We start from the raw sequence: 13,653 nt of genomic DNA on the forward strand, positions 1-13,653 counted from the left end.
TTAGGAGGATTTTTAATTTCTCAACATATACCAAACAATAACCTCTACCACTACAAGCAAAACCGCACCAAAGATCATTAACGTCGTCTTCTTTAATAGTTCATTTTCACGGTAAGGGATATTACATAAGTAAGCACCTAGTGTAATCCGTGATGGACAAGCGATTGTCGCTACTGATGATGCGGTGTTTTGAAGTGTTGTGACATATTGCCACGGGAGTGCTACGTTTTGTGCGGTTTGCATTTGTAGTTTTATAAACATTGCATTTGATCCTGCGTTACTACCTGTTAAAAATCCACCAATAGCGCCAATAAACGGCGCAACGAAAACGAAAAATGTTCCAAATGTATCACCAGCTGTCTTTGCGAGTAATGAATGCATGCCTGATGCACCCATTAGTTCTGAAATGGCGATAAACATTGTCGTCGTAATCGCAAAAGGAATCCATTGTTTGATCGTTTGTGAGAGTGATTGTTTAATAATATTAGACGGGATGCGGAAGAAAATAATAGTAAATAAGCAAGTCATACCGAGCCAAAATCCTGGTGAATATAGTAACTCTAGTTTGTAAGAGTATGATTTCAAATCAAGAACCGCATATGATCTGAACAAATCATGTAATGCTGGAACGAGGCGAGAAAGTAAAATACAAACTGTTAGAAATATATAAGGGCTAATAATTTTTATAATGGATACTTCTCTCTCCGTTGCAGCCGCATGCTCTGTTATAAGATTTTGCCCACTTTTTCCTTTTAATTTAATGATAAAAAAGCCAAAGGTAATCGTAACGATAGAACTTAATATCCCGGCTAGTTCAACACTTACGTATGCATTAGAAAGATAGATTCCGAGAGAAAATAATAGAAAGAATCCTACTCCTTCTTTCCACTTTTCTATAACCGCTTGCCAGCCGCCAACAACGTGTAAAGAAAGAATAACGAAGTAAGCAAACATCGGAATACTTAATAGCGCTGTATTTGTGCCAAGTGTTGTAAGAGGCATATTTATTAGCTGCGAACCGATAATCGTACCAGTTGCCATTGCCCCCCATGAACTAGCTAGTAAGCCGATAAACGAGAGCAGTACAGCTTGGAACGGTTTATAACCTAATGAAAGAAAAATAGGTGCTGCAACCATGAAGCCGATACCGAATCCACTTACTGATTCAATAAGCGGGCAAATGCCAAAACACATAAGCAGCATTTGTAATAAGCGATCCTGAGTAACTGCTTCTAGAAAGCCTGCCACTTGATCGATGTACCCCATTTTGTTCATGAGGTGAAATAAAAAAATACCGAAAAATAAAACGTACCCGACAATAAAACAAATTAACCATCCTTTAATCGTTGCGTGTACAGTTTCACTTATCCCTAATTGAAACGTTGGCGAGAGTAAAACGATTCCAACAGACACAGCATAAGAAATTAACGAGGACCTTAATGACGTTTGTTTAAATAAAAATAAACAAATGAAAATCATCATAATTGGGATAAGTGCCAACAATATGGCCATGTTATCATCTCATTTCGTTTAAAATACAATTTTTAACTATTATATAACAGATGCTATAATTTTCAATTGTTTTTAAAACAGATTCAAAAAAGGAACCAAACGGCTCCTTTTCATTCACTCCCATTTTCTATTATCCTGAAAAACTGTCTGCTTTCCGACTATTTCTTTCAACACAACAAACACAATGTAAGTACATATTGCTTGCAATATAATATTCCAAAATTTCATTAATGTAAATGAATGAATCCGTAAAAATAATTCGTTTAATAATACAATCGAAACGATACTAAATAATTCTATACTAATCGAAAATAGACATATTTCTAAAATAGACTGTTCTTGAATGCGATTTAAGTTGGAAAAGATGAATACATACCCTAAAAATAGAGCCATTAACTCTATTTTCGTCATGCTAATGAGCCAAGCATATAATGGTACAGTTAAAAATAGATATAGTAATTTACGTCTTAGCATGCCTTCTCCCCCTCTAATTTATATGTATTTTCTGTATATTTTAACATTTATTACGCAAAACAAAAAGAAGAGACTATGCCTCTTCTTTTTGTTTTGTTGCATATATTAATTCACATATTTCTTCTCGCTTTTCATTTTCTAAAAGCTCAATGACCTTACTTCCAACGACAACTCCGTCGCATATTGTAACCATTTCTTCTACATGTTCTTTTGTTGAGATGCCGAATCCAGCGACTACTGGTAAGTTGACGTGTGATTTTACTTTTTCTAAGTAACTATGAATCTCCTCTTTAAAGTTTTGACGTACTCCCGTTACGCCCGCTACTGTAACAGCATAAACGAACCCTTCTGATTCACTCGTAATTTTTTCAATTCTTTCAATAGGACTCGTTACGGTAACCAGTGGGATGAGCGCAATGTTTACCTCTCGAAGTAACGGCGCAATAATATTTTGTTCTTCATACGGTAAGTCTGGAACGATGATGCCGTCTACACCTGCTTCTATACAGTTCTCAATGAATCTCTCTTTTCCGAATGCAAGTACCGGATTTAAATATGTCATAAGAACAAAAGGCATTTGTACTTCTTTCCTTACCTCTGCTAACGCTTGAAAAATGCCTTTTACTGTTACGCCGCTATCTAGCGCTCGTTTCCCTGCTCTTTGAATCGTTGGGCCATCTGCGACTGGATCTGAAAACGGAATACCAATTTCAACGATGCTTGCTCCAGCCTCATCTAGAAAACGAATTCTTTCTTTTAATTTTTCAAGGCCACCATCTCCGCCCATTACGTACGGAATAAATGCTTTCTTGCCATTTTTAAACGCTGCTTTAATTTTTTCTACTCCCATTTTTTACACCTCTTCCATATAACGTTTTATACTCTCTACATCTTTATCACCACGGCCAGATAAACAAATAACAAATCCTTCATCTTCCTTCATTTTCGGAGCTAATTTTAATGCGTATGCGACAGCATGCGAGCTTTCTAACGCCGGGATAATGCCTTCTTTTTTCGTTAATAATTGAAATGCTTCTAATGCTTCTTCGTCTGTTATCGAATGATAAGAAACGCGGCCAATATCTTTTAGCAAGCTATGTTCTGGACCAACACCTGGATAATCAAGTCCTGCTGAAATAGAGTGTGCTTCTTGAATTTGTCCTTCTTCGTTTTGCAGAAGATACATCATTGATCCGTGGAGAACGCCAACGCTTCCTTTCGTTAAAGTTGCTGCATGCTTTTCTGTATGAACGCCTTTTCCAGCTGCTTCTACGCCGTAAAGAGCAACTTCTTCATCGTGTACGAACGGATAAAACATCCCCATCGCATTACTACCACCGCCAATACAAGCAACGACTGCTTCTGGTAACTTTCCTTCTAACGCCTCATATTGTTTTTTCGTTTCATTTCCAATTACACTTTGGAAATCACGGACAATTTGCGGGAATGGATGTGGTCCGAGAACAGATCCCATAATGTAGTGCGTATCATGCACATGTGAAACCCAGTAACGAAGCGCCTCGTTTACCGCATCTTTTAATGTACCGCTACCTGCCGCTACACTTTCTACTTTCGCTCCGAGTAATTCCATTCGGAACACATTTAATTTTTGACGTCTTACATCTTCTTCTCCCATAAAAATGACGCATTCTAATCCGAGAAGAGCACATACAGTAGCTGTTGCAACTCCGTGTTGTCCAGCTCCTGTTTCAGCGACAACTTTTTTCTTGCCCATTCGCACTGCAAGTAGTGCCTGACCGATTGTATTGTTAATTTTATGAGCTCCTGTATGATTCAAATCTTCACGTTTTAAATAAATCTTTGCACCACCGCAATACTTCGTCATATTTTCAGCATAATATAGCGGTGTTTCTCTTCCGATGTACGTTTTTAAATAATGATTTAATTCCTTTTGAAATGCTTCATCTTGCATCGCTTCTTTATATGCTTCTTCTAGTTCTAGTACAGATTGCATTAACGTTTCTGGAACGTATCGTCCTCCGTATATACCGTAATGTCCTTTTTCATCTGGATATGCGTAGTTCATTTGGAACACTCCTTCGCTTTTATAATAAATTGTTTTATTTTCTCTACATCTTTCTTTCCTTCTGTCTCTACTCCGCTGCTCACATCGACCATATATGGCCGAACAGTTCGAATTGCTTCTTCTATATTAAGAGCGTTTAATCCACCAGCTAATATCATTTTCTTTCGCAATTCTTTTGGCATATCTCTAAGTAGTTCCCATGAAAATGTCTTTCCATTTCCTCCATGAAACTTTTCTTTCGGGCTATCAAATAATATATAATCCGCTTCATACCTTTGGGCGTTTTTCATATCACTCTCTGAAGTTACTCCTAGTGACTTTATAGACGGAATATTCAATCTTCTAATTTGATAATTGTCTTCATCCCCATGTAGTTGTACATGTGTTAACTCGCACTCATCTGCAATTTTCTGGATCACTTCTACTGATTCATTTACGAAAACACCGATTTTTAACACGTTGGCTGGAAGCTCCTGAATGATTTCTTCCGCTCTCTTTGGAGTGATTTCCCGCTTACTTTCTGCAAAAACAAATCCGAGTGCATCTGCGCCATATTCGCACGCACTTTTCGCTGTTTCCACATCAGTGATGCCGCAAATTTTCACTTTCATATATTCACCTTACAATCTTCAAAAAAACTACTAATAGAAGATGATGTCATAAGTGCCTCTCCAACTAATACACCTTTTGCTCCAGCTCTTTTAACACGGATAATATCTTCTTTTGAATGAATGCCACTTTCACTAATCCAAAATAATTTCTCCTCATTCAATCTTTTTCCAAGCTTTTCAGTTTGGCTTAAATCTACTTCGAACGTTTTTAAATTACGATTATTAATGCCAATAACGTGCGGATTTAATACAATCGCAGTTTCTAATTCCTGTTCATCATGAACTTCAACAATCGCTTCCAATCCTTTTTCTAACACGTAGCTATACAACTCTTTTAACTTCTCTTTCGTTAACGCTGCTACAATTAGTAAAATAATATCTGCTCCCGCTTCATACGCTCTATCGATTTGAATCTTATCAATTATGAAATCTTTACATAAAAGCGGAATGTTACTTTCTTCTCTTGCTGTTTGTAAATCGTGAAACGATCCTTTAAAAAATTGACCATCTGTTAAAACAGATACTGCTCCTGCACCACATTTCTCATATGTTCCCACTTGTTTTCGTACGTCAACGTGTAAATTGATATCTCCTTTTGATGGTGATGCTCGCTTTACTTCTGCAATGACAGTAAACTGCTGTAACGCTTCTACAAGTGAATGTGTCTTTCTTTTTGTTTTTACTGGTATATATATTTCATATAACTCCGCAACTTCCTTTTTCTTCTGTTCTACAATTTTATCTAAAATCGTCCCCACTTTAGTTCACCCTTTCTAATTTTTCGTTGCTTGCTGCAATTAATAAGTTTAATTTGGTTAATGCTTTTCCAGAGTCAATGCTATGTGCCGCGAGTTTAATTCCTTCTTCAATCGTTTCCGTTTTTCCATTTGCGAAAAGAGCTAGACCTGCATTTAATAAAACTGTATCACGATAAACACTCTTTTCTCCGCTCAATACTTCAAGCGTAATCTTTGCATTTTCTTTTGAATTCCCCCCTCTAATTTCTTCATTTTTCACTCTTGAAAAACCATACTTTTCTGGATCAATACTCATTTCTACTATTTCATTATCTTTTAAAAGGACTACGTGATTTTCCCCTTGTAATGACGCTTCATCTAAAAAACCACTTCCATTTAAAACAAGCGCTTGTTTCCGACCTAACTTTTGTAATACTTCTGCAACTGGTAATAACATATCTCGTTTATAAATACCGACAAATTGTGTTTCTAAATTCACTGGATTTGTTAAAGGACCAATTAAATTAAAGATCGTCGGCACGTTTAACTCTTTTCTTATTTTCATAATGCGCCTTAGTGCTGGATGCATCACTGGTGCAAATAAAAATGCAATGCCCACATGCTCTAGTAAATAATCAATTTCGTTTGGCGTACTACTAATATTTACACCTAGTTCCTCTAATAAGTCTGCACTTCCTGTTTTACTAGAAACAGCACGATTACCATGTTTTGCAACCTTTACACCTGCTCCTGCCAGTACGAATGCTGATGTTGTGCTAATATTAAACGTTTGAGCACCGTCACCACCCGTCCCGCAATTGTCCATTGCTCCTTGTATATGGTTCGAAAACGGCAATGCCTTTTCGCGAAGAGCTCGAACGAGACCGTATATTTCTTCTGCAGTTTCACCTTTCGCTTTCAGTAAGACTAAGAAAGCTGCAATTTCACTTTCTAATATGTTTTCACTTAATAAAAGTAGTCCTGCTTTATACATTTCCTCTTCTGTTAAATGTTGACCCTCCACTAATTTACGAAGATAGTTATTCATACTCTTTCCTCCTCTTTTATTTCTGTTAAAAAGGCACGTATTAACTTTCCGCCTTCTTCTGTTGCGATTGATTCCGGATGAAACTGTAATCCGAAGAGCGGATAATAATTGTGACGGACTGCCATTATCTCTCCGTCGTCCATCGCTGTCGCTAATATGTCAAAACACTCTGGCAAGCTCGTTTGCGCTGCAACAAGGGAATGATAGCGCATTGCCGTTAGCGGCTGTGTAGCGTATGAAAAGATTGACGTTCCGTTATGTTTCACACGCGATGTTTTTCCATGTTTAATACGTTCTGCTCTAACAATGTCTCCTCCAAATGCAGCTATGATTGCTTGGTGGCCAAGACAAATCCCTAATATGGGAACGTTCTTATAAAAATGACGGATGACGTCGATACAAATGCCAGCATCCTCTGGTTTTCCTGGTCCTGGTGAAAGTACAATTCCTCTTGGATTCATCTCTTCTAACTGTTCTATCGTTATTTCATCATTTCTTACAACTACAATTTCTTCTTTATGTTCGCCTAACAGTTGGTACAAGTTATATGTGAACGAATCGTAATTATCGATAAGTACAATCATTTCATTACCTCCAAAAGCGCTCTCGCTTTATTTAATGTTTCTTCATATTCAGCTACTGGATCTGAATCGTAAACGACTCCTGCTCCTGCCTGAACGTATGCTTTTTCATCCTTTACGACCATCGTTCGAATGGCGAGCGCCATATCAAGATTTCCTGAAAAACTAACGTATCCAACTGCACCAGCGTATACATTTCTTTTTTCATTCTCTAGTTCATTTATAATTTCCATCGCTCTAATTTTCGGAGCTCCAGAAACCGTCCCTGCTGGTAAGCAATATGCTAACGCATCAAATCCACCCATTTGTTTTCGCAATCTTCCGTAAACTTCGGATACAATGTGCATAACGTGAGAATATTTTTCTACTTTCATATATTTATCTATCGTAACCGAGCCGATTTCACTCACTCTACCAATATCGTTTCGCCCAAGATCTACAAGCATCATATGCTCTGCTCGCTCTTTCTCATTGCCTAACAGTTCTTTTGCGATTTCCTCATCTTCCCTCTTCGTTTTCCCCCTCGGCCTTGTACCAGCAATTGGATTCGTCATCACTTTATCCTCCCTTACTGATAGTAAACTTTCTGGCGAAGAACCGAGTACAACATAATCTTGAAAATCGATATAGAACATATATGGTGATGGATTTGCAATTCGAAGTTTTCGATATAACGCGAATGGATCACCAATACATTCACTTTGTAAACGCTGTGACAGTACAACTTGGAATATGTCTCCCGCTCTTATATATTCTTTCGCCATTTCTACCATCTCACAAAACTCTTTTTCCGTTATAGAAGAAGTAAATGATAATGGGGATTGTATTGTATTTACTTCAGCTTCTTCTCCTTGTAGCACTTCCTCTTTGTATACTCGTAGCCTTTCGTATACTTCCTCATAATCTGCTGAATCATCTTCCCTGCATACATATACAAACGACAACTTTTGGCGTAAATGATCGTAAACGATAAACTCACGATATAGTAAGAGGTGTACTTCCGGAATATTTAATGGGTCGTGTAAATCCGCTCCAATGTTTTCATACTGCCGAATGACATCATATCCAATATAACCAACTGCTCCTCCGCAAAATGGAAATGGACTGTCTACTTGTGATGGTGCAATTACTTCTTCTAACACTTGTAGTACGTTACCTTGTAACTTTTCTGCCCGGCCGAAAATCGTTCGTTCCACTTCCGTACCAACGCTTTTCACTTCTCCATAAGGATTACATCCTAAGTAAGAATAACGCCCTTTATCTTGATGAAGCTGTGAACTTTCTAATAAGAATTTCTTCTTCCCTTTCATACGTCTATATAAAGAAATTGGCGTAATGCTATCTCCTTCTTCTTCATCGATTACTAAAAATGTCTTTCTCTCTCTTTTTTGTTTTATAAATTCTTCTTTCGTCATCATGTCCTTCACCTCGCTCTGAAAAATAAAAAAGTCCTCTACATATCGAAAATATGTAGAGGACGATAAATATACCGCGGTACCACCTCGTGTTGGATGCAAAAGCATCCCGCTTTGTTCAGGTACAAAATTTATACCTTATCCTTGTAACGGCGGAACCCGGGTTGCCTACTGAATATAATTGTTCAGCATACCTCTCGTAAGCCCATTCCGTATATGGCACCGTACCGGGCTCCCACCTATTCCCGGCTCTCTGTAACGTCTCCAATATACGTACTCTTCTTACTTAAACGATTTCATTTATTTAATTTTTTATACACAAAAAGGGAGTACTCATCCTATAGAAAGGACGGGTACTCCCGTGGTGCCACCTTAATTCGTTACAAATGTAACGCACTTTACCGTATCAAAAACAATACGTGTCTCTTGTATCGATGAGATCATGTCGCCAAAGCCTACTTCTTTCGTTTCGGTTTGGAAGCTCCGAAGCCCATTCCACATCAATTCCATACTGATTCGCACCAACCATCAGCTCTCTGACATGTTCATCATGTGTACTCTTCTTCATCAACGCTTGCATTTTTTTAAGTTGCACTCATTATAGACCTGACTTTTTTCACAAGTCAATACTTTTTTAAAAATTTTATTTTTCTTTCCTTTCAATATTATATTGACAAAACAACCTCTTTTTATGTAAATATAATAAATACTCTATTAAAAATAAGGTTTTTTGTATGAATATTATATATTAAAAAAGTAAAATGACATCGAAAAACGCTTACATTTCTGAAAATTCATATTTCTATATGGATTTTTCAGAATAATCATGATAGATTATAAATATGCATAACGCATCAAAAGACATGACAAAAGGAAGGGGAACTACATGAGTACGCAGATGTTAACTTTAACTTCGATCTCTATCTACATGCTCGGGATGTTAGTAATTGGCTATTTCGCCTACAAACGAACGTCCAACTTAACAGATTATATGCTTGGCGGGCGTACACTAGGCCCCGCAGTAACAGCATTAAGTGCTGGAGCATCCGATATGAGTGGTTGGCTTTTAATGGGATTACCCGGTGCAATGTTTAGCGTTGGATTAAGTAGTAGTTGGATTGCGATCGGCCTAACACTAGGCGCATACGCAAACTGGCTTTATGTCGCTCCTCGCTTACGTACCTACTCAGAAATTGCAAATAACTCTATTACTATCCCAGAATTTTTGGAACACCGTTTCCACGACAAATCTCATATGCTACGTTTAGTATCTGGACTTGTTATTATGATTTTCTTTACTTTCTATGTAGCTTCAGGATTAGTTTCAGGCGCTGTATTATTTGAAAATTCATTTGGCATGAACTATCATGTTGGATTATTCATTGTAGCAGGCGTTGTTGTAGCTTACACATTATTTGGTGGTTTCTTAGCAGTAAGTTGGACAGACTTCGTGCAAGGAATCATTATGGTAGTTGCTCTTATTCTTGTTCCTATCGTAACAATTATGAATTCGAACGGACTTGGACCTGCATTTGATACAATTCGATCTGTAGATCCAACACGTCTAGATATTTTTAAAGGTGCCTCTACTTTAGGAATGATTTCTCTATTCGCATGGGGCCTTGGTTATGTCGGACAACCTCATATTATCGTACGCTTTATGGCAATCGCTTCTGTAAAAGAACTTAAAAGCGCACGAAGAATTGGTATGAGCTGGATGATTTTCTCTGTTGTCGGAGCTATGTTTACTGGTCTTATTGGTATTGCTTACTATTCACAACAAGAGTTAACATTATCTAACCCAGAAACAATTTTCCTTGAACTTGGAAAAATTTTATTCCACCCACTTATTACTGGATTTTTATTAGCCGCAATTTTAGCAGCGATTATGAGTACAATCTCATCTCAGTTACTCGTTACTTCTAGTGCCGTAACGGAAGACTTATATCGTACATTCTTCAAACGTTCTGCATCTGATAAAGAACTTGTATTTGTCGGTCGTATGGCTGTACTTGTTATTGCATTAGTTGGGTGCGCTTTAGCGTTTAAACAAAATGATACGATTTTAGCTCTTGTTGGATACGCTTGGGCTGGTTTTGGTTCTTCATTCGGACCTGCTATTTTATTAAGCTTATATTGGAAGCGTATGACGAAATGGGGCGCGCTTGCTGGTATGATTTCTGGTGCCGCTACTGTTATTATCTGGACTCAATTCAAATTCTTAAAAGATTTCTTATATGAAATGATTCCAGGTTTCGCTATTAGTTTACTAGCCATCGTAATTGTTAGTTTACTAACACAACCTTCAAAAGAAGTTGAAGAGCAATTTGAGGATTTCGAAAAACAACATCGTCATAATTTATAAAAAAATCTCTGCTGTTATCGTAACAGCAGAGATTTTTTACAGTTCGACAATCTTCTTATCAAATTTAACAAATTCTTTATGTTTCGTTAAATTTAACATAACACTACTCCTTTATAGTATGAGTATCAGCACTTATACAGAAAGGGGACTCCAACATGTTAGCAGCTTTCCAGCAACAACAAACACGAAAATTTTCACCTATCACAAATACTTCTGCGTCTTGTTTAAACATGCAACCTAACCCGCCTAAAATTTCAATTGCTCCTTCTGTTATTTCAGTCATCGGTGTTCATATGGAAAAACATAAATTAAAAATAAAAACGGGACAAAACATTGTGTTAGCAGCTTCTACTTTGCCAATACAAGCAACGAATAAAGAGCTTATTTGGTCAAATATGAATTCTGATATCATCACCATATATCCAAAAGGTGACACCGTGACGATTACTGGAAAAAGTGCAGGTAAAGCAGTCGTAATTGTCACAACTGCTGAAGGCAAATTCCGTGACCTATGTGTCATTCACGTACAACCTTATATGACAAACCCAAAGTAGAAGAGTGGCTTCGTAGCCACTCTTTTACTTTGTTTCAATATTTGAGTTTTTACTTTTTACAAAGTTAATAAATTGTTCTTTATTTCTTGGAGAAATAATTTCTGTTTTTATGTGTATCGTAAACAATTTCAAGTCAGTCAAATGATAATGCATGAGTTGCTATTGGATTTTTCGTATTTGAAATTTGTTTTATATCTCGTATAAATATACGTTTTGTAATGAGACCCGATCTAATCGTAATTGTTTCTTTCCCGGCAATATATTTTGCCAAAAATCAACTCCAACTAAACAACATTGCTAATGGAATTGTAAAAAGCAAAAGAAAATATTCTCTCCCTACAAAAATTGGATATAACCATGTATCTTTTTTTGATGGAAATTCGATTTCCATCCCCCTTCTATGCCCATATTCCTATAAAACAAAAAGAGAAGTATCACAACTTCTCTTTGCTCCCCTAACATTATAATTCCTGTGTATACACCGGCTCGTTTACGACGTTTTTTGCTGTACGTTTTTGTTGCTGCAGTAAGAATACAGATACACCAAACAATACGAGCATGCTACCGATAATTTGCATTGCATTTAATTTTTCTCCAAGTAAGAAGAACGCAAGTATAGATGCTCCAACAGGTTCTCCTAAAATACTCATTGAAATTGTCGTTGCATTTACATAATTTAATAGCCAGTTATTAATTACATGTGACACTGTTGGCACAATTGCAAGTAAAAGAAAAACAGTCCAATCCCACCTCGTATAACCTGTAAAGGGAACTTGTAATATGACATTATAAATCCCCATAAAAAGACCTGCGAACGCAAAGACTGTAAAGCTATAAATCCAGTGTGATACTTTCTTCACTGTCGTTTGCCCGATAAATAAATAACCGACAACTGCTATTACACTTAGAAAGGATAATATGTCACCATAAATTGCTTGCTTACTTAAACCTAAATCTCCCCAACCAATGCACATTACTCCTAAAATAGCGATTCCCATCGTTGCAATGGCTGAATATGTTGTTCTTTCTTTAAATAGAAAAAAACCTCCAACTAAAGATACGATCGGTTGAAGTGCCAAAATAATTGTTGAACTAGCAACTGTTGTATGCTTTAAAGATTCAAACCATAAAAGAAAATGAAGTGCTAAAAAGAAACCAGATCCAATTAAAAAGCCCCAATCTTTCATTTGAATCCTATTAAATTCCTCTCTTTTTTTCCATACGATAGGCAGCATAATAAGTACGATAATCCATAAGCGGTACATACTTAATATTGAAGATGGTGCTGAGGACATCTTTACAAAAACTGCTGCAAAGGAAATGGCAATTATAGAAATAGCCAATGGTAGTGCGATTGATTTTTCTTGTTTCAAATCCTGTCTCCCCTCTCACCTGTCAAAAATCCCACTTCATTATATCCGTTTTCTTTCGTAACTTAAATACTAATTTTTTAGATTCTTCGTACCATTATGGTAAAATAGAAATTAAGGCACCAATTAGTGAATATTTCTTTCCTTTTCACTACAAGCGTCGCTCTTACAATCGTTACAGTAAATTTTTATTTAGGGGGATCTACATGAGTCAAACAATAGGGAGAATTGAAGAAATTTCATTTTATAGCGCATCACTTCAAGAAGATGTTACACTTCTCGTTTATTTACCAGTAAATTACACACCACTGCACAAACATACAGTTGTAATTGCACAAGATGGTAGAGATTATTTTCAGCTCGGTAAAGCGCACCGTGTAATTGAGCGCCTTCGTGAAACCGAAGAAATTGACCGTACAATTATTGTCGGTATTCCATATAAAAATGTACATGATCGTAAAGAAAAATATTTCCCAAATGAAGTGAAAAATGCTGCATATATTCGTTTCCTTGCTCATGAACTTGCACCATATATTGATGAAAATTATCCAACGTATCAAATGGGAAAAGGTCGTGTTTTAATTGGTGATTCTCTTGGCGGAACAGTTTCCTTTATGACTGCACTTATGTATCCGCATACATTCGGTAAAGTCGTTATGCAATCACCATTTGTGGATGAGACAGTGATGAACTTAGCAAAAGAATTCAAAGATCCACAGGCGTTAGAACTGTATCACGTCATCGGTACAGAAGAAACGGCTGTAAAGCGTACTGATGGACAAGTATCTGATTTCGTAGGGCCGAACCGTGAGTTAAATACGCTTCTTACAGATAGAAACTTCATCACGCATTACGAGGAATTTGAAGGCAATCATACTTGGAAATATTGGCAGACTGATTTACCAAAAGCCTTCTCTCATATTCTATCAATGAAATAAT

The 13,653-nt window shown here is 36.9% G+C and carries 13 protein-coding genes, 1 pseudogene and 2 other annotated features; of the genes and pseudogenes, 3 read left to right on the plus strand and 11 right to left on the minus strand.

Annotated features, from left to right (window positions below):
- Positions 1 to 12: 12 nt before the first annotated feature.
- The 9 genes from ACTFO4_RS20800 to trpE all read right to left on the minus strand — a co-directional run bounded on the left by ACTFO4_RS20800 (position 13) and on the right by trpE (position 8,428).
- Positions 13 to 1,512 (minus strand): L-lactate permease, encoded by a 1,500-nt coding sequence (locus ACTFO4_RS20800; RefSeq protein WP_146718709.1) that lies wholly within the window; start codon positions 1,510 to 1,512, stop codon positions 13 to 15.
- A 114-nt stretch (positions 1,513 to 1,626) separates the two neighbouring features.
- On the minus strand, positions 1,627 to 1,986 hold the full coding sequence (locus tag ACTFO4_RS20805; protein WP_000946131.1) for a DUF4029 domain-containing protein: 360 nt from the start codon (positions 1,984 to 1,986) through the stop codon (positions 1,627 to 1,629).
- Positions 1,987 to 2,059: 73 nt separating this feature from the next.
- Complete coding sequence (trpA, locus tag ACTFO4_RS20810; protein WP_326234682.1) at positions 2,060 to 2,836, minus strand: tryptophan synthase subunit alpha; 777 nt, start codon at positions 2,834 to 2,836, stop codon at positions 2,060 to 2,062.
- A 3-nt stretch (positions 2,837 to 2,839) separates the two neighbouring features.
- Positions 2,840 to 4,033, minus strand: coding sequence for a tryptophan synthase subunit beta (gene trpB, locus ACTFO4_RS20815; protein WP_326234681.1), 1,194 nt, complete (start codon positions 4,031 to 4,033; stop codon positions 2,840 to 2,842).
- Positions 4,030 to 4,644 (minus strand): phosphoribosylanthranilate isomerase, encoded by a 615-nt coding sequence (locus ACTFO4_RS20820; RefSeq protein ID WP_326234680.1) that lies wholly within the window; start codon positions 4,642 to 4,644, stop codon positions 4,030 to 4,032. Before ACTFO4_RS20820 ends, trpB begins: the two co-directional genes overlap by 4 nt.
- Positions 4,641 to 5,402, minus strand: a complete 762-nt coding sequence (gene trpC, locus ACTFO4_RS20825; protein ID WP_326234679.1) for an indole-3-glycerol phosphate synthase TrpC — start codon at positions 5,400 to 5,402, stop codon at positions 4,641 to 4,643. Before trpC ends, ACTFO4_RS20820 begins: the two co-directional genes overlap by 4 nt.
- Before the next feature lies 1 nt (position 5,403).
- On the minus strand, positions 5,404 to 6,429 hold the full coding sequence (trpD, locus tag ACTFO4_RS20830; protein WP_071740059.1) for an anthranilate phosphoribosyltransferase: 1,026 nt from the start codon (positions 6,427 to 6,429) through the stop codon (positions 5,404 to 5,406).
- On the minus strand, positions 6,426 to 7,013 hold the full coding sequence (locus ACTFO4_RS20835) for a glutamine amidotransferase-related protein (RefSeq protein ID WP_199630640.1): 588 nt from the start codon (positions 7,011 to 7,013) through the stop codon (positions 6,426 to 6,428). The genes trpD and ACTFO4_RS20835 overlap by 4 nt, the downstream gene beginning before the upstream one ends.
- Positions 7,010 to 8,428 (minus strand): anthranilate synthase component I, encoded by a 1,419-nt coding sequence (trpE, locus tag ACTFO4_RS20840; RefSeq protein WP_326234678.1) that lies wholly within the window; start codon positions 8,426 to 8,428, stop codon positions 7,010 to 7,012. The genes ACTFO4_RS20835 and trpE overlap by 4 nt, the downstream gene beginning before the upstream one ends.
- 52 nt (positions 8,429 to 8,480) lie before the next feature.
- Positions 8,481 to 8,725 (minus strand) — a binding site (T-box leader).
- 42 nt (positions 8,726 to 8,767) lie between these two features.
- Positions 8,768 to 9,005, minus strand: a binding site (T-box leader).
- A gap of 306 nt (positions 9,006 to 9,311) precedes the next feature.
- On the opposite strand from trpE, the gene putP reads away from it, so the two are divergent.
- Both putP and ACTFO4_RS20850 read left to right on the plus strand, forming a co-directional pair.
- Entirely contained in the window at positions 9,312 to 10,790 is a 1,479-nt protein-coding gene (gene putP, locus ACTFO4_RS20845; protein ID WP_000107208.1) for a sodium/proline symporter PutP, read from the plus strand.
- Between the two features lie 155 nt (positions 10,791 to 10,945).
- Entirely contained in the window at positions 10,946 to 11,344 is a 399-nt protein-coding gene (locus ACTFO4_RS20850; RefSeq protein ID WP_000878731.1) for an Ig-like domain-containing protein, read from the plus strand.
- A 24-nt stretch (positions 11,345 to 11,368) separates the two neighbouring features.
- Here the strand turns inward: ACTFO4_RS20850 and ACTFO4_RS20855 are convergent.
- Positions 11,369 to 11,729: pseudogene (locus ACTFO4_RS20855) on the minus strand (PH domain-containing protein).
- A 76-nt stretch (positions 11,730 to 11,805) separates the two neighbouring features.
- Positions 11,806 to 12,717, minus strand: a complete 912-nt coding sequence (locus ACTFO4_RS20860; RefSeq protein WP_000806943.1) for a DMT family transporter — start codon at positions 12,715 to 12,717, stop codon at positions 11,806 to 11,808.
- A 203-nt stretch (positions 12,718 to 12,920) separates the two neighbouring features.
- Here ACTFO4_RS20860 and ACTFO4_RS20865 point away from each other — a divergent pair, with 203 nt between their 5' ends.
- Positions 12,921 to 13,652 (plus strand): alpha/beta hydrolase, encoded by a 732-nt coding sequence (locus ACTFO4_RS20865; RefSeq protein ID WP_000084013.1) that lies wholly within the window; start codon positions 12,921 to 12,923, stop codon positions 13,650 to 13,652.
- Position 13,653 lies beyond the last annotated feature (1 nt).

This window comes from Bacillus cereus group sp. MYBKT14-1 (genome assembly GCF_051915185.1).
Classification (GTDB): Bacteria; Bacillota; Bacilli; order Bacillales; family Bacillaceae_G; genus Bacillus_A; species Bacillus_A cereus.